At 65.3% G+C, this 19,671-nt stretch carries 14 protein-coding genes and 1 pseudogene; 3 read left to right on the top strand and 12 right to left on the bottom strand.

Annotation, left to right across the window (positions count from 1 at the left end; all coding sequences use genetic code 11):
• Window positions 1-115: 115 nt before the first annotated feature.
• Entirely contained in the window at window positions 116-712 is a 597-nt protein-coding gene (locus tag U0O11_RS04420) for a Maf family protein (RefSeq protein WP_225347693.1), read from the top strand.
• Between the two features lie 81 nt (window positions 713-793).
• On the opposite strand, the gene U0O11_RS04415 is transcribed toward U0O11_RS04420, so the two are convergent.
• From U0O11_RS04415 to U0O11_RS04405, 3 genes are read right to left on the bottom strand one after another with little or no spacing between them, the layout of a single operon-like run.
• Window positions 794-1,897, bottom strand: coding sequence for a S49 family peptidase (locus U0O11_RS04415; protein ID WP_324691870.1), 1,104 nt, complete (start codon window positions 1,895-1,897; stop codon window positions 794-796).
• A 34-nt stretch (window positions 1,898-1,931) separates the two neighbouring features.
• The gene (locus U0O11_RS04410; protein ID WP_225347691.1) at window positions 1,932-2,618 is read right to left on the bottom strand and encodes an HAD-IA family hydrolase; all 687 of its coding nucleotides are present in this window, start codon (window positions 2,616-2,618) and stop codon (window positions 1,932-1,934) included.
• The gene (locus tag U0O11_RS04405; RefSeq protein ID WP_054555007.1) at window positions 2,611-3,570 is read right to left on the bottom strand and encodes an RluA family pseudouridine synthase; all 960 of its coding nucleotides are present in this window, start codon (window positions 3,568-3,570) and stop codon (window positions 2,611-2,613) included. Before U0O11_RS04405 ends, U0O11_RS04410 begins: the two co-directional genes overlap by 8 nt.
• A 1,036-nt stretch (window positions 3,571-4,606) precedes the next feature.
• Here U0O11_RS04405 and rne point away from each other — a divergent pair.
• Window positions 4,607-6,451, top strand: a pseudogene (rne, locus tag U0O11_RS17615) (ribonuclease E); the annotation flags it as partial.
• Between the two features lie 2,705 nt (window positions 6,452-9,156).
• On the opposite strand, the gene murB reads toward rne, so the two are convergent.
• The 9 genes from murB to U0O11_RS04355 form a co-directional block, all read right to left on the bottom strand.
• The gene (gene murB, locus U0O11_RS04395; protein ID WP_225347689.1) at window positions 9,157-10,236 is read right to left on the bottom strand and encodes a UDP-N-acetylmuramate dehydrogenase; all 1,080 of its coding nucleotides are present in this window, start codon (window positions 10,234-10,236) and stop codon (window positions 9,157-9,159) included.
• On the bottom strand, window positions 10,233-10,790 hold the full coding sequence (locus U0O11_RS04390; RefSeq protein ID WP_225347688.1) for a low molecular weight protein-tyrosine-phosphatase: 558 nt from the start codon (window positions 10,788-10,790) through the stop codon (window positions 10,233-10,235). Before U0O11_RS04390 ends, murB begins: the two co-directional genes overlap by 4 nt.
• Complete coding sequence (gene kdsB / locus U0O11_RS04385; protein WP_225347687.1) at window positions 10,790-11,629, bottom strand: 3-deoxy-manno-octulosonate cytidylyltransferase; 840 nt, start codon at window positions 11,627-11,629, stop codon at window positions 10,790-10,792. Before kdsB ends, U0O11_RS04390 begins: the two co-directional genes overlap by 1 nt.
• Window positions 11,629-11,823, bottom strand: a complete 195-nt coding sequence (locus U0O11_RS04380) for a Trm112 family protein (protein ID WP_043331901.1) — start codon at window positions 11,821-11,823, stop codon at window positions 11,629-11,631. Before U0O11_RS04380 ends, kdsB begins: the two co-directional genes overlap by 1 nt.
• A 54-nt stretch (window positions 11,824-11,877) precedes the next feature.
• On the bottom strand, window positions 11,878-12,867 hold the full coding sequence (gene lpxK / locus U0O11_RS04375) for a tetraacyldisaccharide 4'-kinase (RefSeq protein WP_054555010.1): 990 nt from the start codon (window positions 12,865-12,867) through the stop codon (window positions 11,878-11,880).
• Window positions 12,864-14,612 carry a lipid A export permease/ATP-binding protein MsbA gene (gene msbA / locus U0O11_RS04370; protein ID WP_225347686.1) on the bottom strand — a complete coding sequence of 583 codons (1,749 nt, stop codon included), beginning with the start codon at window positions 14,610-14,612 and terminating at the stop codon, window positions 12,864-12,866. Before msbA ends, lpxK begins: the two co-directional genes overlap by 4 nt.
• A gap of 28 nt (window positions 14,613-14,640) precedes the next feature.
• Window positions 14,641-15,066, bottom strand: a complete 426-nt coding sequence (locus U0O11_RS04365; protein ID WP_225347685.1) for an ExbD/TolR family protein — start codon at window positions 15,064-15,066, stop codon at window positions 14,641-14,643.
• Window positions 15,063-15,842, bottom strand: a complete 780-nt coding sequence (locus U0O11_RS04360; RefSeq protein ID WP_082388116.1) for a MotA/TolQ/ExbB proton channel family protein — start codon at window positions 15,840-15,842, stop codon at window positions 15,063-15,065. Before U0O11_RS04360 ends, U0O11_RS04365 begins: the two co-directional genes overlap by 4 nt.
• A gap of 107 nt (window positions 15,843-15,949) precedes the next feature.
• Window positions 15,950-18,862, bottom strand: coding sequence for a ComEC/Rec2 family competence protein (locus U0O11_RS04355; RefSeq protein WP_225347684.1), 2,913 nt, complete (start codon window positions 18,860-18,862; stop codon window positions 15,950-15,952).
• Between the two features lie 201 nt (window positions 18,863-19,063).
• Here U0O11_RS04355 and U0O11_RS04350 point away from each other — a divergent pair, with 201 nt between their 5' ends.
• Window positions 19,064-19,645, top strand: coding sequence for a DUF2062 domain-containing protein (locus U0O11_RS04350; RefSeq protein ID WP_043331907.1), 582 nt, complete (start codon window positions 19,064-19,066; stop codon window positions 19,643-19,645).
• Window positions 19,646-19,671 lie beyond the last annotated feature (26 nt).

Genomic DNA, 19,671 nt, shown 5'->3' with positions numbered 1-19,671 from the left:
CGCCTGACGCTTCAATGCCGAGAGGATTTACGGCATCCTGCAGCCCTTGTTTTTCATATACTTGCCGCGCGCCGCCCAGCCAATGCCCGCAACGCGCCCCGACGGGAGAGCCATGATGACTCCACTGGTCCTGGCGTCCAGCTCACGCTGGCGTCGTGAACTGCTCGAACGCCTCGGGCTGCCCTTCACCTGGACAGCCCCCAGTATCGATGAGACGCCGCGACGCGCAGAAAGTGCCGAGACACTGGTCCATCGTCTGGCACTCGGCAAGGCCAACGCCGTGGCGGACGCCTACTCCCACCACCTGATCATCGGCAGCGATCAGGTCGCCGTCTTCGAAGGCGAGATACTGGGCAAGCCGGCGGATCTGTCAGCCGCAAGCGCCCAGCTGGCGCGCTTCTCCGGACGTCGCGTGCGCTTCGTGACCGGTCTGGCGCTGATCGACACCCAATCCGCGCGTCACTGGGTCTGTCATGAAGACCACGAGGTCGTCTTCCGCTCCCTGACCAGCGCCGAGATCGAACGCTACGTCGAGCGCGAACGCCCCCTCGACAGCGCCGGCAGCTTCCGCATGGAAGGCCTGGGCATCACGCTCTTCGAGCGTCTCGAGGGGCGTGACCCCAACAGCCTGATCGGCCTGCCACTGATTCGCCTGTGCGAACTGCTGCGCGAGGCAGGCGTCGACCCTCTGCTGGATGCGCCGCGCTCCTGAGTGGCGCCGCGCCCCCGAGAGATACCGTAGGCCTGAGAGACACCGCAGCCCTGAGCGACGAGGGCTGCGGCCCTGACTCGCCTACCAGGGCAGGCGGTAGCTGACCGGCGACACCGTCGTCTCGAGCCCCATCGCACTGGCCATCACACCAGCGAAGCGCCGCGTGAAGCGCTCGAAGGGGTCCTGACGCGGCGTGTAATCGTGCAGCTCCGCCTCTGGCGTCAGCTCCGCCGCCAGCTCTTCCAGCGTGCCGGTACGATCGACCAGCCCCAGCCCCCGCGCCTGCTCACCAGTCCAGATCAGCCCCGAGAACAGCTCGGGATCGTCCTTGAGGCGCTCACCGCGCCCGGCCTTGACCGCCGCGATGAACTGCTGGTGCGTCGTGGCCAGCACGCTCTGCCAGAAGGCACGCTGGTCCGGCGAGATTTCCGAGAACGGATCAAGAAACGCCTTGTTGTCTCCCGCCGTGAACACGCGACGCTCGATATCCAGCTTCTCCATCGGCCCCTTGAGCCCGAAGCTTGAGGAAATCACGCCGATGGAGCCCACCAGGCTCGAGGGTGCCGCGATGATCTCACCGGCGCCGGCCGCCATGTAATAGGCACCACTGGCGCCCAGGTCTTCAATCACCGCGATCACCGGCTTGTCGCCCCGCTCGCGCAGCCGCATCAGTTCGTCATAGACGCGCCGGGACTGCACCGGGCTGCCACCGGGCGAGTTGATGTCGAGCACCACCGCCACGGAGGCCGGTGACTCCCAGGCCGCGCGCAGCCCCTTGATGATGCGCTCGGCGTTGGCTTCGCCATCCGCTTCGATCACGCCCTTCACGCGCACCACGCCCAGATGCTGCTCGCCGGGCAGCGCCGCTGGCTGGCTGCCGAGCGTGAACAGAGTCACCGAGGTCGCGATCGAGGCGATGAACAGCAAGGCGAACAGGAAGCGGAAGAACAGCTTCCAGCGCCGCGAACGACGCTGCTCGGTGACTACGCCCTGCACCCAGCGGTCCATCATCTCGAGCTGCGCGGTGCGCTCGCGCGCCTGCCAGTTCACTTCACGGTCGGAGGCGTCAGCCGCGCCCTGTCCACTCATACCCTGCCCACTCATGCCCGGCCCGCTCAAGCCCGCTTCGCTCTCGTCCTTGCCACCCGCGCCTTCACGCCAGGGATCCTGCGGCCTGTCACTCATCGATTGCTGCTCCTGTGCTGGGCGATCGCGGCCGTTACCTGGCCACGTACAGCCAATCCATCAATTCATCGAAATGCGAGACGATGCGCTGCGGCGCACAGGCCTCAAGACGCGGCACACTGTGTACGCCGTAGTCGACACCGACACTGTGCATGCCAAGGGCACGCGCCATTTCCAGATCATATTCGGTATCGCCGACCATCAGCGCCTCATGCGCCTCAACGTTCAGCTCGGCCAGCAATTCCTCGAGCATGCGAGGGTGCGGCTTGGACAGCGTCAGGTCCGCGGTGCGCGAGGCATGGAACCAGTCACCGCAGTCATGGGCCGTGAACATGCGGTCCAGCCCGCGCCGGCTCTTGCCCGTCGCGACGGCCAGCAGCTGCTCGGGATGGCGACGCAGACGCTGGATGCCGGCCTCGACACCGGGGAAGAAGTCCAGCGGCGTGGTATCGACCGCCACGAAATGCGCCTTGTAGGCCGCGACCAGCGCCTCGCACTGCTCGACCGTCGCCCCCGGGAACAGGCGCTCCATGGCTTCGGGCAGCCCGAGCCCGATGATGTCGCGCGCCGCATGGGCAGGCAGCTCGCCCATGCCTGTCGCCAGCGAGGCCGCCTGCAGGCAGTCGACGATGCGCGCCTCGGAATCCATCAGGGTGCCATCCCAGTCGAAGATGACCAGGCGATAGCGCGGTTGCGGCAGTCCTGCGGTGAGATCAGTCATGACGAGCTCCCAGCTCTCTGGCAGTGGCGAGGACGCGCTTCATCCGCTTGTCCAGCGGCGCGCGCACGGTGACGGTTCGCCCGTCGATCGGATCAGGAAAGCTGAGCTGGGCGGCATGCAGGAACAGGCGCTCGAGTCCGACCTTCTTCGCCAGGGCATTGCCGCGCTCGGTGCCGTACTTCGTATCGCCGAGCAGCGGGTGCCCGGCATGCACCGAGTGCACGCGGATCTGGTGGGTACGCCCGGTAATCGGCTCGGCCTCGACCAGCGTCATGCTCGGATAGGCCTCACGCACCGCGTAGCGGGTGCTGGCCGTCTTGCCGGCCTCATCGACGCGCACCCGCCGCTCACCATTGCCACCGTCGTAGCGCTCCAGAGGCGCATTGACGTAATCGCGGCGTGAATCCCAGCGCCCCTCGACCAGCGCCAGATACAGCTTGGTCATCTTGTGGGCCTTGAGGTCGGCATTGAGCTGCAACAGCGCAGCCCGCGACTTGGCCAGCAGAATGCAGCCGGAGGTATCACGGTCCAGGCGGTGCACCAGCTCCAGGAACGGCAGGTCGGCGCGAATCTGGCGCATGGCCTCGATCAGGCCGATCTTGACGCCACTGCCGCCGTGCACGGCAAGCCCCGAGGGCTTGTTGATGACCATGAAGTCATCCGTCTCGCGCACGATGCAGCCCGCCAGTACCTCGCGCAGGTTGTCACTGACTTCCTGCACGGCGGCTTCCGGCGAGAGGCGCAGCGGCGGCACCCGCACCAGATCACCCGCCTGCAGGCGGTAATCGACCTTGATGCGCTTCTTGTTCACGCGCACTTCACCCTTGCGCACGATGCGATAGATCAACGCCTTGGGTGCGCCCTTGAGGCGGGTACGCAGAAAGTTGTCGATGCGCTGCCCGGCCAATTCCGGGGCAACCTCGATCCACTGGACTGATTGGCCTTCGGCCATGTCGCACTCCTTTCCGGCCCCGCCTTCGCGCGGCCTGCTCATCTTGTTGCCGTGCGCCTGGGCGCACTCAGACCGGTCATTCTACGGTGTCATGCGACCAATGGGGAATCATCGTGCCATATGCCGCTCTCATCCGCGGCTCGCCGGGCCTCGTATCTCGGGCGATGTAGCGAAGCGTTTGATCTGGCAGCTGAATTGCTGGTACATACCTTTACTGGTATATTCGAGCGCAGTGAGATGGGCCTTCTCTATATGCCCGATCATCGTCTCCGCAGCCCTGTCACAGCGGCCGGAAAAACGGCGCACCCGGCACTTCAACAAGGTGCTTCACGCCGGCGGAGAGGGTCAGATGGCCCGCAATGAAGCAACGCGCACCGACATCAGCACCGTGCAGGTCACGCAAGCACCCTGTTGTCATCTACCCTGTCGGTAGCGTGCTGTCCCGCGCATCGCACCTGTCAATCACAGGCAGCGAAGGCCGCCCCAAGGACAGTCATTCGCGGCCAGTGGCCAGACCAACAGCTGACGCAAAACATCGATGTCGCTCAGGTCTCACAGGACCTGATGACGGTATCAGCGGGCGCGGAACGCATGACGCCGCGCGCCGCAGCGCAATCGCCCTTCGAGCCTTCGTTGCAGACTCCACGAGATGATGTCGCGGGAGCCCGAAAGCCGCCTGCGCAGGCAAGACAGCAAGACGCCCAGTCATTCATGGGCCAACGACACAAGACCGCTCGGGCATGAAGCCCGGGTAATCATTCGATATCCGTGCCGAAGGCCGGCGTCGATGAATCGGCAAATGCCAGGTGTTAGGGAAGAGACCGCAGGGCCGGAGGAGTACAAATCCCCGCAACACGTCCTGCCTCTTCCAAGTACTCAACATGATCATGCCGCATGTGGCCCGTCCACGGACTTGCCTGCATGCGAAAAACGCATTCCACGACATGCGCTGAGCACAACACGAAGCGGAAAACGGTTCCTCGTCGCCGACGCACAATGCGGCTGCCCTTCGGCACGCCCAGTCTAGCGAGACGACATGAAACGGATGCTCATCAACGCGACCCAGCCGGAAGAGCTGCGCGTCGCACTGGTCGACGGACAACGCCTTTACGATCTCGACATCGAGTCCGGCGCCCGCGAACAGAAGAAAGCCAATATCTACCGCGGCAAGATCACCCGCATCGAGCCCAGCCTCGAAGCCTGCTTCGTCGACTTCGGCGCCGAGCGCCACGGCTTCCTGCCGCTCAAGGAAATCTCCCGCGAGTACTTCTCCAAGGACCCCGGCCAGGGCCGTCCCAACATTCGTGAAGTGCTCAAGGAAGGCCAGGAAGTCATCGTCCAGGTCGACAAGGAAGAACGTGGCAACAAGGGCGCCGCCCTGACCACCTTCATCAGTCTGGCCGGCCGCTTCCTCGTGCTGATGCCCAACAACCCACGTGCCGGTGGTATCTCCCGCCGCATCGAGGGGGAAGAGCGCGCTCAGCTGAAGGAAGCGATGAACAGCCTGACCCTGCCGGACAAGATGGGCGTCATCGTGCGCACCGCCGGCATCGGCAAGAGCGCCGAAGAGCTGCAGTGGGACCTCGACTACCTGGCCCAGGTGTGGGACGCGGTGACCAAGGCCGCTTCCAGCCGCCCTGCCCCCTTCCTGATCTACCGTGAATCCAACGTCATCATCCGCGCCATGCGCGACTACCTGCGCAATGACATCGGCGAGGTGCTGATCGATTCTCCGGAAGTCCAGGAAGAAGCGCTGTCCTTCGTGCGTCAGGTGATGCCGAGCTACCAGCAGAAGATCAAGCTCTACGAAGACGACGTGCCGCTGTTCTCGCGCTTCCAGATCGAATCCCAGATCGAGACCGCCTACCAGCGTGAAGTGAAGCTGCCCTCCGGTGGCGCCATCGTCATCGACCACACCGAAGCCCTCGTCTCCATCGACATCAACTCCGCTCGCGCCACCCGCGGCAGTGATATCGAGGAAACCGCGCTGCAGACCAACCTGGAGGCCTCCGACGAGATCGCCCGCCAGCTGCGTCTGCGCGACATCGGCGGCCTGGTGGTGATCGATTTCATCGACATGACACCGGCACGCAACCAGCGTGAAGTCGAGAATCGTGTGCGCGACGCGCTCAAGATCGACCGCGCTCGCGTCCAGATCGGTCGTATCTCACGCTTCGGCCTGATGGAAATGTCGCGTCAGCGTCTGCGCCCCTCACTGGGCGAGACCAGCGGCGTGGTCTGCCCGCGCTGTGACGGCCAGGGCACCATTCGTGACGTGCGTTCCATGGCGCTCTCCATCATGCGCCTGATCGAAGAAGAGGCCATGAAGGAGCGCAGCTCGCAGATCCGCGCCATCCTGCCGGTGCCGGTCGCGACCTACCTGCTCAACGAGAAGCGCGCCACGCTGTTCGACATCGAACGTCGTCAGGGCGTGAATGTCGTGCTGCTGCCGAACCCGGAGCTCGACACGCCGCACTACGAAGTCGTGCGTCTGCGTGACGACCACGTCGATGAAGACGGTGCCGACAAGTCCAGCTTCGAGCTGTCCGTCGAGACCGAAGTCGGCAAGGAACCGGATCCGAACTTCGACAAGCCGCCGGCGCGTACTGAAGCAGCCGTCAAGAGCGTGTCCCACACCACGCCTGCCCCGGTTGCCGCACCGGAAGCGCCTGCCGCAGCGCCCGCCGCCGTGGTAGAGAGCGCTGACAGCAGCAATGACAGCGATAGCCGCAACGGCAACGGCAAGAACAACGGCAATCGTCGTCGCAACGGCAACGGCAGCAGCAACGGTCGCAACCGCCAGGAGTCGCGCAACGAGTCTCGTAACGACACTCGCAGCGAAGGCCGCAACGACAGCCGTCAGAGCTCGCGCAATGACAACCGTCAGGGCAACCGTTCGAGCCAGGGCAATGACACCCGCGCTCAGGCCAGCAAGCAGGAAGTCGTGGCGCAGTCGTCAGCCCAGACTCCCGCCAGGACTGCCGCTCCGGCCGCCGGTGGCGGCCTGCTGTCGCGTCTGGCCCGAGGCTTCAGCCGCCTGCTGGGCAATGACAGCGACACCGCCGTGCCGGCCAAGTCCAGCGAAGCCCGCAAGGCACTGGAAAAGGCCCGCGAGCGTCGCGAGACCGTCAGTGAAGCCAGCGCTCCAGCAGCGGCTCGCAACGACTCCCGCAATGGCCGCAACGCTGAACGTAGCAACGACCGCAACAACGAACGTAGCAACGACGGCCGTGGCAACGAGCGTGATGACAACCGCAAGGACTCCCGTCGTCGCAATGACAACGCGTCACGCAACAACGACGGCGAGTCACGCAACAGCGGCAACGATTCCCGCGGCAACGACGCTGACAGCAACAGCCAGAACGATGGCCGCAGCAGCAACAAGCGCCGTCAGCGCAACGACCGTGGCAACCGTCGCAAGTCCAACGAGTCGCGTCAGGACAGCCAGCAGGAAATCGTCACCAACGACAGCAAGCCGCAGGCTGAACCGGAGCAGACGCCGCAGACTGACAACAGCCCGAAAGCCGAAGCCAGGAGCAGCGACAGCCAGAACGCCAAGGCCGACAACGCCAGCAAGCGCGATTCCGGCAAGCGCAGCGACAAGCCGGCGCGTGGTGAAAAGCCGGCCAAGACTGACAAGGCCGAGCAGGTCGACAGCAAGCAGGCACGCGAGTCCATCAAGGCAGCCGAACAGGCCGAGCAGGTGGAACAGCAGGTCAGCAACGAAGACCAGCAGACCCGCAACAACCCGCGTGTTCGCAGCCGTCAGCATGCTCTGAACCCGCAGGCGGTCGAAGAGCAGAAGTCGCTCAAGGCCATGACGCTGGCAGGCCCGCAGGCAGCCGCTGCTTCGGCAGCCGCCACTTCGGCAACCACTGCGGTACCGGCCATTGCCGAGGAAGGTGCCGAAGCCGTCAGCGCCACTACCGCTGCCCCGCAAGGCGAAGCCAATGCCCCGCAAGGCAAGGAAAGCGCCCCGCAAAGCAACGACAGCGCCTCGCAGGCTGAAACCAGCGCCCCGCAGGGTGAAAACAGCACCGCGGCACAGGACGCACCGGCCAGCGCCGAGCAGTCTGCCAGCGCAGACCTCACGGCTTCCGTTGCACCGGAAGTCAGCGAGCCGAGCAACGAGACGCTGAGAGAGACGGTAGCCCCTGAGTCAGCGGCATCCGATGCGCAAGCGTCTGAGTCTGAGCCAGCGACAGCGGAAGTGCCCGAGCTGGTCGTCGAAGTACCTGTCGAAGCACCAGTCGAAGAGGCGTCCGAAGCGCCTGTCACTGGCGCTCACCAGGCGCAGAAGACTGAGCAACACGCCGCCCAGCGCACTGAGCAGCACGCCGTCCAGCAGCCAAGCGTGCACCAGCCGCAGGCCAGCGAAGCTGACGACGCCGTCGACACGCCGGCCGTCACCGCGGCAGAAGTCGCGCCGGAAGCCGCGGCCGATGAGCAGTCGCTGAAGGAAAGCGTGACCAGCGAAGCCGCTTCGCCTGAAGCGCCAGCCGTCGCCGAGGAAGGCGCCCAGGCACTGGCCGCCGAAGAGCAAGCTGCCGAGCAGACCGAAGCTCAGGCACCTGTCGCTGAAGCAGAGGAAGCGGTCGCCGCTGAAGCCGACACTGCCAGCCAGCCTGCGCAGCCTGTGGCGGAAGAACCTGCCTTGGAAGAAGCAGCCGCTGAACAGCCAGCACAGGAGGCCGCGCACGAAGAGGCTCCCCAGCAGACTGAGACCAGCGAGGCGAAGGTGACGCAAAGCGCTGACGTGGCCAGCACTGAGATTGAGCCTGCCGTCAGCACTGAGCGCACCGCAGATACTGTCGCTGAAGCTGCTGAAGGCTCTCAATCAGCTGAAGGCTCTCAATCAGCTGAGGGCTCTGATTCTGCTGACGGCTCTGCAAACGCTGAAGGCTCTGATGCTGCTGCTGAAGGTGCCGAAAGCGCCGTCAACGTCAGCGCCAGCGTCGAGAATGCGCCGGCCGAGACAGCGTTCGCGACTGCCGAGCGTCACGACAATGTCGCCGTGGCGCAAGCCGTGAGCAACGACTCCCACACTGGGGAAGTTGCTGACAGCGAGCACAAGCAGGCGCCGAGCGAGCAAGACGAGACGACAGTGGCAGAAGGCGCGCAGCAGGACAGCACGCAGCCAGCCACCGAAACCCGCCGTCGCCGTGGCGAACGCGCCTACAACGATCCGCGCGAAGTGCGTCGTCGTGAGCGTGAAGCTGCCGAACGTGCTGCTGCACAACAGGCCAGCGCAGAGACTCAGGACACGACCGCTCAGGATGACAGCAACACGTCTCACTGAGTCCTGAGGCTGGCGCCCTGCCCCTGCCGTCACTCTGGCGCCCCTTTCAGCCACCAGCGCTGAAGGGGGCGCCAGAAAGGCAGCAAGACAGGGACTATGCCAAGGTCTATGCCAGCCGCTCCCGTTGAGCAGCAAGTCAGAACCAAGCACTGAAAACAAGAACGCCCCACAGGCTTGCCTGCGGGGCGTTCTTGTTTTCAGTGCATGCTATTTTCAGCGCCTGGTGTGCATGCCTTCACTTCAGCGCAGGTCTCGTGTGCACGACTCTGGGCCTCAGCCCTCGGGCATCACCCTTCAGGCATCATCCCAAGCTCCCGCGGCTCCTGCTCGAGCCAGACCCCGAAGCGGGTGTGGACGGCCTCACGCACCTCCTGCGCCAGTGCCAGCAGCTCCGTGACGGCCCCCTCGCCGAAGTGCACCAGCACCAGCGCCTGCCGAGCATGTACGCCGACATGGCCTCTGCGCGCGCCCTTGAGACCACATTGATCGATCAGCCAGCCTGCTGCCAGCTTGATGCTGCCATCGGCCTGCGGGTAATGCGGCAAGCCCGGGAAGCGGGTCAGCAGCGCCTGGGCCTCGGCCTGGGGAAGCTGCGGATTCTTGAAGAAACTGCCGGCATTGCCCAGTTGCGCGGGGTCGGGCAACTTCTCACTGCGCGTGGCAATCACCGCCCGGGCGACCTGCAACGGCGTCGCCTCCTCTCCTTGCGGCAGCGCCGCACTGACGCGCTGGGCGAGATCACCATAACCGAGCCGGGGCGACGCCTGGCGCGACACCTGCAACTCCAGACGCGTGATCAGCACGCGATGCTCAAGCGCGCCCTTGAAGATGCTGTCGCGATAGCCGAAACCGCATTCCTCACGATTCATCCAGCGGCAGCTGCCATCTTCCAGCGACATGACTTCCAGGCGCAGCAGATGGTCTGCCAGCTCGACGCCATAGGCACCGATATTCTGGATAGGCGCCGCACCGCAGCACCCGGGAATCAGCGCCAGATTTTCATAGCCCCACCAGCCGGCGGCGGCCAGCTCCATCACCAGGGCATGCCAGCGCTTGCCGGCTTCGACGGAGACCGTGGCTGTCAGGCCGTCTTCTGCCGGCGTGATGGTGACCTCATCAAAGGCCGGACGCATGACATGGGCATCCAGCCACGGCAGCAATACCAGATTGCTGCCGCCGCCGATCACCACCAGGCGCTCTCCAGCCTGCCGGGAGGCCAGCACCTGCGCCCTGGCCGCCTCGACGGTGTGTGGCTCACTCAGGGCGCGGGCACGCGCCGAGAAGCCCAGCGTATTGCAGCCATCCAGCGCCACACCCTCACGTTGCGAGGTGTCGCCAGCGTTCTGATCACTTGTTACCGGAGTCATGAGCGCGCCCGCGCCGTGGTCGCCGCAGGCAGTGCCGCAATGAGTGCCTCACAGGCCACATCGATCAGATCAAGCACACGCTCGAAGGCATCGGGGCCTCCGGTGTAGGGGTCCGGCACCTCACGACTGCCCGCTGCCAGCGCGGGCAACGGGGTCGGCAGCAGGTCCAGCAGGCGACCGATCAGCGCCTGATCACCACTGTTGCTGCGCGCAGCCAAGGCACGGGTATCGGCAAGATTGGCATCGTCCATCACCAGAATCAGATCGAAGTCGTGAAAGTCCTGCTCGCACAACTGACGGGCACGCAACGTGCTGATGTCGTGCCCGCGCTTGGCCGCATGGGCGATGGCCCGCGAATCAGGCTGACCGCCGACATGCCAGTCACTGGTGCCGCAACTGTCCACCGTGACGACCTGCTCCAGACCATGGCGCGTCAGCGCCGCACGCAACACGCCTTCGGCACTCGGCGAGCGGCAGATATTGCCCAGGCACACCATCAGGATGCGCTCCAATGGCGCCTGACGCTGGGCCAGTTGCTCAAGAAGCTCGCTCATCAGGCCTCTCCGCTCTCGCTGCCTGCCGCTGCTTGCGCCAGCCAGTCGCGCACGCGCTCGAGATCCTCCGGCGTATCGACACCGGCCGGATGCGCCGTGCAGGCAATGGCCACCTGGATGGCATGACCATGATGCAGCGCGCGCAGCTGCTCGAGCTGTTCGAGCTGCTCCAGCGGGGCCGGCAGCCAGTCGACGTAATCGGTCAGGAAGCTGGCACGATAGGCGTAGAGACCGATATGGCGCAGCCAGGAATCGGTGGCCAGCATGTCCGGCGGCGTGGTGAAGTGCTCGCGGTCCCACGGGATAGGTGCACGCGAGAAGTAAAGGGCACGCCCACGCAGATCACGCACCACCTTGACCACATTGGGATTGAACAGGCTGTCGACGCTGGCGATCGACTCCGCCAGCGTGGCGATCGAGGCACCCTCGTCTTCCTCGAGGCGTACCGCCACCTGATCGATCAGCGCCGCCGGCAGCAGCGGCTCGTCGCCCTGGACGTTGACCACCAGGGTCTCGGGGGCCAGCGCCAGCAGCGTGACTACCTCGGCAAGACGGTCCGTCCCGCTGGGGTGATCGGCACGCGTCATCACCACCTCGGCCCCGAAGCCTTCACAGGCCTCACGGATGCGCTCGTCATCGGTGGCGATCACGACCCGGCTGGCCTGACTGGCGCAGGCATTGCGCCAGACGTGCTCGATCATCGGCTGGCCATGAATGTCCGCCAGGGGCTTGCCCGGCAGGCGTGAGGAGTTGAAGCGCGCCGGAATCACGACCACGAAGCCGGACTCGTCCTCTGAACGGCTGTCGTCTGCCTGCCCCTGCTGCAGAAGGTCACTCATCAGCCGCGGCTCCCCTTGAGCTTCTCGTCGGCATCCATCTGGCGCGCTTCTTCTTCCAGCATGACGGGAATGCCGTCGCGTACCGGATAGGCGAGGCCATCGTAGAAGCACTTGAGCTCGGCATTCGCCGCATCATAGGTCAGCTTGGCCTGACACAGCGGGCAAACCAGTAGCGCGAGCAGTTCCTTGTCCATCGAGACATCTCCGGAATAACAGCAGAAAAGAAAGAAAATTCAGCGATCAAGCTCTCAGAGCGCTTCAAGGCGTTTGGCGAGCCAATCCACCAGCGCCTGATCCGGACGCGCCTCGACATCCAGCGCCCAGCAGCGCTCATTGGCGAAGCTGCGACACTTGACGGCGTCCTTGGCGGTCATCACCACGGGCAGATTGTCGGAAAAGCGCAGATCCGTCGGCGTGAAGCGATGGTGGTCCGCCAGCGGACGCGGCAGATGCTCGACCCCGAGGTTGGTCAGGGTGCGGAAGAAGCGCTGCGGATTGCCGATACCGGCCAACGCATGCACCTGACCGCTGAACGGCAGCTGATGGGCAGGATAGCGCACGTCGTCGATCAGGTGGCGCCAGTGGACCGGCGTCAGCTTCATGCAATGCGATTCCACCGGCAGGCGCGAGCAGTCGATGACACCGTTGGAGATCACCGCATCGACACTGGCGAGGCGCGACAACGGCTCGCGCAGCGGCCCGGCGGGCAGGCAACGCTGATTGCCGAAGGCACGCTCACCGTCCACGACCACCAGCTCGATATCGCGCCCCAGCGCATGATGCTGCAGACCGTCATCGGAGAGCAGAATGTCGCAGCCCGCGGCAATCAGGCGCCGCGCCGCGCTCGGGCGATCCGGGTCGACCGCCACCGGCAGGCCGGTCTGCTGGGCCAGCATCACCGGCTCATCGCCGGCATGCTGAGGATCGGTATCGGCCTGCACGTAGAGGGGATAGCGCGGCGAATGCCCGCCGTAGCCGCGCGAGATGATGCCCGGGCGCCAGCCCTGCTCGCTCAACCAGCGCCCCAGCCAGGCGACCAGTGGTGACTTGCCGGTGCCACCGACGGTGATGTTGCCGATCACGATCACCGGCACCGGCGCCTTCCAGACCTCACGCTTGCCGGTGAGATAGGCATTGCGCTTGCGCGCCACCACATTCTTGTAGACATGTTCCAGCGGGCGCAGCAGATGAAGCCAGCCAGCGCCGCGATACCAGGCGTCTACCAGTCGTTCACTCATGCGTCTGCCGTCTCCCGGAACTGGATGCGATGCAGCGCGGCATAAGCACCTTCCTGAGCAATCAATGATTCGTGGGTGCCGTCTTCGATGATCTCGCCATCATCCATCACCAGGATGCGGTCCGCCTTCTCGATGGTGGACAGACGGTGGGCGATCACGAAGGTCGTCCGGCCCTGACACACTTCTTCCAGCGCGCGCTGGATATAGCGTTCGGATTCGGTATCCAGCGCCGAGGTGGCCTCGTCCAGCACCAGGATCGGCGAGTCCTTGTAGATGGCACGCGCGATGGCGATACGCTGGCGCTGACCACCGGAGAGCATCACGCCATTGTCGCCGACGATGGTGTCGTAGCCTTCGCTCATCCGCTCGATGAATTCGTGGGCATAGGCTGCACGCGCCGCCTCTTCCACCCGCGCCTTGTCGACCTCGCCGGTGCCGTAGGCGATGTTGGCGGTCAGGTCGGCATTGAACAGGGTGACATTCTGCGAGACCAGCGCGATCTGCTGACGCATCGGGCGCAGCTTGTAGTCCTCGATGGCGACATCATCGATCAGGATGCGGCCGGTGGTCGGTGCATAGAAGCGCGGCAACAGGCTCATCAGTGTCGACTTGCCCGACCCCGAACGCCCGACGATGGCCACCATCTGCCCCGGTTTCACCTCCAGATCGATGCCCTTGAGCACCTCCGGCTGATGGTCTGCATAACGGAAGTGGACATTGTCGAAGCGTACACGCCCCTCGAGACGCCCCTCGGGCACCAGGGTGCCGTTGTCCGGCTCTGCCGGCGTATCCAGCAGACCGAACAGTTCTTCCGAGGCCGCCATGCCCTTCTGGATCTCGCCGTTGACTTCGGTCAACTGACGCACCGGCTTGGCCATCATCGAAGCCGCGGTGATGAAGCCGACGAACTCACCGGCGCTCATGCCGGCCATCAGTTCCGGCGCCATCGCCAGCCACACCAGCGTGGCCAGCGCCACGGCGATCAACAGCTGGATGACCGGCGTGGCGGTGGCCTTGGTCAGCGCCTCCTTCATCTTCTGCTCGCGGTTGTACTCACTGACCGCCGCGAAGCGTGCCTTCTCGTAATCCTCGGCACCGTGGGTACGCACGACACGATGGCCGGACAGCGCCTCGGAGGCGACATGGGTTACCTCGCCCATCGAGCCCTGGATACGCTTGGAGAGCTTGCGGAAGCGCTTGCTGGCATAGCTGACCACCCAGCCGATCAGCGGCGTGACCGCGATGAACACCAGCGTCAGCTTCCAGTTGGTCCAGAACAGATAGCCCAGCAGGCCGAGCACGAAGAAGCCTTCGCGCAGGATGATGGTCAGCGCCTTGGTGGCCGCGCCGGTGATCTGCTCGACATGGTAGGTGACGCGGGTGATGAGATGGCCGGTGGAGTTCTCGTCGAAATAGCGCCCCGGCAAGTGCAGCATGTGGTTGAACACCGTGGTACGCAGGGTGTGCACCACGTTGCGCGCCACATCACTCATGCAGTAGGTGCCCAGGAAGGTGCCGACGCCGCGCACGGCGAACATGCCGATCACGAACAGCGGCAGGAACAGTCTGAACTGGGCGTCAGGATTCTGAATGCCGTCGATCAGGCGCTTCATCATCTCGGCCAGCGCCGTACTCGAGGCACCGTAGATGATGTAGCCGACGACGGCGGCCAGAAACATCTTCCAGTACGGGCGAACATAGCCGAGCAAGCGGCGGTAATGAATCCAGGTGGAGTCGCGACTCACGGGGTCTCCATAGACTTGGGCGGCGCCCTCATGGGGCATCCGGTGATGATGATTCCGTCCCGATACGCGTACTGATGCGCACACGGGTGATACCCACTTCAGCGGCGGCGTCCAGCGCCGTGACCACCTTGGCGTGGGGCGTGCGGCCATCGGCTTCGAGGATCAACCCGAAGCGATCTGCCTGGTCCTTGTACTGCGCAAGTTGCGCTCCCAGTTCATTCTCGCCGAGGCTTGCCTCGCCGAGCGTAAAATCACCTGCCGCCCCGATGCTCAGGATCAAGGGCGCCTGCTCTACCGCGCTGGCCTGACTGGACTGCGGCAGGATGAGGTCCAGCGCTCGACGGCTATCGAAGGTGGTCGAGACCATGAAGAAGATCAGCAGCAGAAACACCACGTCGATCAGCGGGGTGAGATTGACCTCCACCGACTCACGCTGGCGACGCGGAAACCTCATGACGGCCTCCCGGCACCTGCCCCCTTGCCATCATCGCCACCATAGGGGTCATCGGCGTCACGACGCATGTAGGCCGGCAGGTCTTCCGGCAGGCGCTCATGGGGCTCCGGCACCTGGCCGGGGCGCTGGCCCGGGCGACGGTCGATGCCGTCATGGCTCTCGGCCAGCCCGAGCTCGCCCTGATGGTGCGAGATATACTCCACCACCTGCCCTGCCTGCTCCTCCATGTTGACGGTGATGTCCTCGACACAGCGCTGGAAATAGCGATGGAACATCAGTGCCGGAATCGCCACCGTCAAGCCGGACGCCGTCGTCACCAGTGCCTGGGAAATCCCGCCGGCCAGCTCCTGGGCGCGCTCGGCGCTGCCCGCATCGACGATCACGGCGAAGACGTCGATCATGCCGACCACCGTGCCCAGCAGCCCCAAAAGCGGCGTGATGGCGGCGATGGTACCCAGCGGACTCAGGAAGCGTTCCATGTCATGGATGACGGCCACGGCCGACTCCTGCATGCGCGCGCGTACCTGCTCATTGCCCAGGCGCGCATTGCGCAGCCCCGCCGCCAGCACGTTGCCCAGCGGCGAATGACTCTCCAGCCAGTAGACATTGACCTGTCCCTGGCTGATCAGTTCACACACCTGCTGTCCCAGGCCCTTCGGCGCGATGCGTCGACGACGCAGCGTCCACAGGCGCTCGAGGATGATGGCCAGTGCCACGACGGAACATCCGAGAATGGGGAGCATCAAGACTCCCCCTGCGTACAAGGCTTCCAGCATGTGACCTCTCCCTTGGTCTCGATGCCTCTGCGGGCACCATTGTTGTCGTGTCAGATGTCACGCGCCATCCCTGTCGCGCAGGCCGTATGAATCCGCCATGCATCTGATCATTCAGCGGATTTTACCCCAAGGCACCTCACTCCGATACCGCCAGCCCTGCGCGCTGGTTGCAGCCGCTCCCCCTGCGGCGACCACTCCCAGTGCAAGGCACCATCCAGCCCGACATGCCAGAGACACTCGACATGACGCGCCAGACGCTCCACCACGTCCGGATGCGGATGACCATGCGGATTGTAGCGACCGGCGCTGACAATCGCGTGACGCGCCGCCAGACTCTCAAGCCAAGCATCACCACTGCTGGAGCGGCTGCCGTGATGCGCGACCACCAGCAACGGCAAGCCGCGCCCGGCAAACCGCTGGCGCAGCGTCGCCTGCAACTCGCGCTCCTGCTGCTGGCCGATATCGCCGGTCAGCAACGCCAGCGGGCGCGCGCCATGTGCTATCAAGACCACACAGGAGTGCGCGTTGTCACGTCGGGTCTTCAACCCTGCTGGCGGCCACAGCATCTCAATACGCACGGGCTGGCCCTGCAGCTCACCGAGGGTGATGCTGCGCCCGGCGACACACTCCCGCATTGCCACCTCATCGAGCCAGCTTACCTGATGCTCCAGTCGCGCCCGCTGCCCGGCCGGCACCCACAAGGCGGTGATCTCCTCGGCAGACAGCGCCTGCAGTCCACCGGCGTGATCGCCATCCCCGTGACTCATGATCACGCCGATAGGCTCTCCCGCCACGGGCATTGCCCCCGGCAAACGGGCGCTGGCATTGCGCGACGCCGCCCCCAGGTCGTAACGCCAGTGCCTCGGCACCTGCCGTGACGCGTCAGTCGAGTCACTCGCGCTCGGCGCCAGATGACTGTGCAGCGACAGCGCCAGCCCCTGCCCGACATCGTGCACCGTCAGACTGAGCGCGGGCGCCCGGGGCGAGAACGAGGCGGTTTCTGTCGCGCGCGCGCCGGCGTCCCGCCCGACGGTGGCCAGCGCCGCCGGTGACCACGGCAAGGCCAGCGCCGCCAGCGACAGCCCCCAGCAGAGTGCCACGCTGCCAAACAGGCGCTTCAGACGGCCATCGAGGCCCGGCACCCCCTCCGCCAGCCAGGCACCCAGCAGAGCCATCAGCGCGAGCGTCAGGATCAAGGCCGAGGGAGTGGCGTCCGACAGCCCCGCCGCCATTGGCGTCTGCGGCCAGCGCCCCTGCGTCGACGCAAGCGAAGACAATATCTCCATCGTCTGCGCCATACCCTGTGCCAGCAGCTGCCATAGACCGCCGCTGAACACACCGTCGGCGAGCATCGCCGCGGGCCGTGACGGGACGAGTCCCGTGAACAGCAACAGCTGCTCGAGTCCCGCAAGCCCCCAGCCCAGCATGCCAAGCGGCACGATCAATAGCGTCACCAAGGGCGCCATCAGCAGATTCATCGGCAGCGACAACCAGGACAGCTGGCCGCGCGAAAGCAGCAGGGCCGCACCCATGACCAGCGTCAGCAACCACTGGCTGCGCAACGTGGCCAGACACCAGCCGCGCATTCCTCGCGGTCGCGAGCGGCCCTGCCAGGCCAGCAACAACACCGCCACGGCGATGAATGATAGCCAGGTACCCGAGCGCCACAGCGCCAGCGGGTCCAGCCCCAGCACCAGAATCAGCGCCAGCATCCAGACCTGCCAGACACCCAGGCCGCTGCGGCCACTCGCCATCCAAAGCCCGACCGTCACCATCAAGGCGGCGCGCAATGCCGGCGGCGCCAGGCCTGCCAGCAAGGCGAAACTCCAGGCCGCCAGACAGGCAAGCCACCAGGGCGCGACGCTGAATCGCCATCCGCCCGGTCGCCAGAGACGCAGCACGCCGAAACTCAGCCCCACCACCAGGCTTGCCATCAATCCGACATGCAGCCCCGACACCACCGCCAGATGCGTCAGCCCGGTGGCGTTCAGCGTGTCCCAGTCGTCATGGGTCAGTGCCGAGACCTTGCCCAGCGTCAATGCCGCCAGCCAGCGACAGGGCGAACCCGGCCAGTCGACCAGTGCCTCGCCTCCACCTTTATCCTCGCCCTCGCCCTCGCCACAGCGCTGCCACAGAGCCTGCTCGGCATGAAGACGCAGTGCTGCCAGCCCGCCGGGTGGCGCCAAGCGCTGCGCAAGGGACAGTTGGCGCACGTAACCCGTGGCGACGATACCTTCACGCCATAGCCAGGCGACACGGTCAAACTCCGCAGGGCTCGCTGAGCGCCCGAAGGCAGGGTTGCTGACACCATGAGGCGGTACCAGACGCACGACCATGCGCCAACGCTCACCGGCCTGCCAGGGAGTCGCCAGCGCCTCGCGTGTCGCAACATCGCGGGGCAGCTTGCGCGGCCAGTAACGCCGAAGCTGGACCCGCTGATCCAGCAGCCGCTGACAGGCGGCCTGACGCCCGGCATCCGCGCCGGGGACCTCCGTCGGCTGGAAGAGATCACAGCGCGAGACACGCAGCACCAGGCGCACCGAGTCATCAGGCGTCGGCAGTGCGCGGTTGACCTGCTCGACCCGGCCTTCCAGCCACAGCTCCTGGCGCGTCAACGCCTCCGCCATCACGAGCGGCTGCTGATGAAGGCCGATCACCAGCCCGACCCCCAGCGCTGTCGAGAGCCGCAGACTCAAGGCCCCGAGCCGAAAGCGGCGTGACCCAGCGTCGGGAGCAGGGTGCGCGAAAGCACGGGCGGGAATGGCGGCCAAGGCCCCCGCCACCATCAGCCAGCAGAGCAGCAAGGCGGCCAACATCAGGTTGTCGCTCAGCGTCATGAAGGCGGCCCAGCCATGCGCCCCACTCTCTTGCGCACCGAGCCCTGCCGATGAGCGTGACTGCCAATCCGCGCCCCACTCGCCCTGGCGTGACAGCCAGATGCCCGCCACCAGTCCCGCCAGCAGCTGGGCCAGCGAGGCCGGTGACAGCCGGAATCGAGCGGGATGGGACGATTTATTCACGGTGGCGCCTGACATGTTGCTGGCCTCTTGCAAGGTCACCCATGGCGCAGCCCGTCAGGCATGGCGCGGGCTTTGCTGTACTCAGTGCCGAATCGAGACACGCGGGTTGCAGATCACGAACCGGATAACTGCGCAGTCAGCATGGCAGTCCTGTAGCCATGTATGGATAATGGCCGGCGTTGAATGCCAAATGGCCAAGTCATGCCTCGTCGTCTACTCAAGCGGCTCATGCCGGAACCGGATGCCCTCAAGCGCAAGAAGTCGCTGCGCTTCATGCATCACCTGATCGCCGATCCCGCACTGTGGGCGTTGTCGCGACGCACTGTGGCCAATGCCTGCATGGTGGGGCTGTTCTGTGCACTGCTGCCGATTCCCTTCCAGATGGTGGTGGCCGCCTTCGGTGCCTGGGCACTGCGCTGCAACCTCGCGCTGTCGGTGGGTCTGGTGTGGGTGACCAACCCGCTGACCATGCCGGTGGTCTACTACGCGACCTACCGCGTGGGTGCCTGGATGCTGGACACGCCCGCACGCGTGATGCCGGACCAGGTCTCCGCAGCCTGGTTCGCCAATCAGCTGGAAGACATCCTGCCCGCCCTGGCGCTGGGTTCGCTGGTCAGCGCCGTCGTCCTCGCACTGCTGGCCAACATGCTGGTCCGCCTATTGTGGCGCTATCAGGTGGTGCGCAACTGGCGCAGCCGCCGCAAGGCGCGCCTGGCCGCCAGACGTTGCAGCAAGGAGCAATCGTCACGCCAGAATGCTGAGCAGGACACCGACAAGCTCTGAACGCTGCCGACAGACGCGCATGAAAA

The organism is Cobetia sp. D5 (genome assembly GCF_035666195.1).
GTDB classification, from domain to species: domain Bacteria; phylum Pseudomonadota; class Gammaproteobacteria; order Pseudomonadales; family Halomonadaceae; genus Cobetia; species Cobetia amphilecti.
Note: the sequence above shows the minus strand (reverse complement) of the source record. Positions and strands in the feature narration are given on the sequence as shown.

Bases quoted from the DNA above. Each gene is read 5' to 3' on its own strand.
- U0O11_RS04420 (WP_225347693.1), top strand. From the start codon at position 116: ATGACTCCACTGGTCCTGGCGTCCAGCTCACGCTGGCGTCGTGAACTG.
- U0O11_RS04415 (WP_324691870.1), bottom strand. From the start codon at position 1,897: ATGAGTGACAGGCCGCAGGATCCCTGGCGTGAAGGCGCGGGTGGCAAG.
- U0O11_RS04410 (WP_225347691.1), bottom strand. From the start codon at position 2,618: ATGACTGATCTCACCGCAGGACTGCCGCAACCGCGCTATCGCCTGGTC.
- U0O11_RS04405 (WP_054555007.1), bottom strand. From the start codon at position 3,570: ATGGCCGAAGGCCAATCAGTCCAGTGGATCGAGGTTGCCCCGGAATTG.
- murB (WP_225347689.1), bottom strand. From the start codon at position 10,236: ATGACTCCGGTAACAAGTGATCAGAACGCTGGCGACACCTCGCAACGT.
- U0O11_RS04390 (WP_225347688.1), bottom strand. From the start codon at position 10,790: ATGAGCGAGCTTCTTGAGCAACTGGCCCAGCGTCAGGCGCCATTGGAG.
- kdsB (WP_225347687.1), bottom strand. From the start codon at position 11,629: ATGAGTGACCTTCTGCAGCAGGGGCAGGCAGACGACAGCCGTTCAGAG.
- U0O11_RS04380 (WP_043331901.1), bottom strand. From the start codon at position 11,823: ATGGACAAGGAACTGCTCGCGCTACTGGTTTGCCCGCTGTGTCAGGCC.
- lpxK (WP_054555010.1), bottom strand. From the start codon at position 12,867: ATGAGTGAACGACTGGTAGACGCCTGGTATCGCGGCGCTGGCTGGCTT.
- U0O11_RS04365 (WP_225347685.1), bottom strand. From the start codon at position 15,066: ATGAGGTTTCCGCGTCGCCAGCGTGAGTCGGTGGAGGTCAATCTCACC.
- U0O11_RS04360 (WP_082388116.1), bottom strand. From the start codon at position 15,842: ATGCTGGAAGCCTTGTACGCAGGGGGAGTCTTGATGCTCCCCATTCTC.
- U0O11_RS04350 (WP_043331907.1), top strand. From the start codon at position 19,064: ATGCCTCGTCGTCTACTCAAGCGGCTCATGCCGGAACCGGATGCCCTC.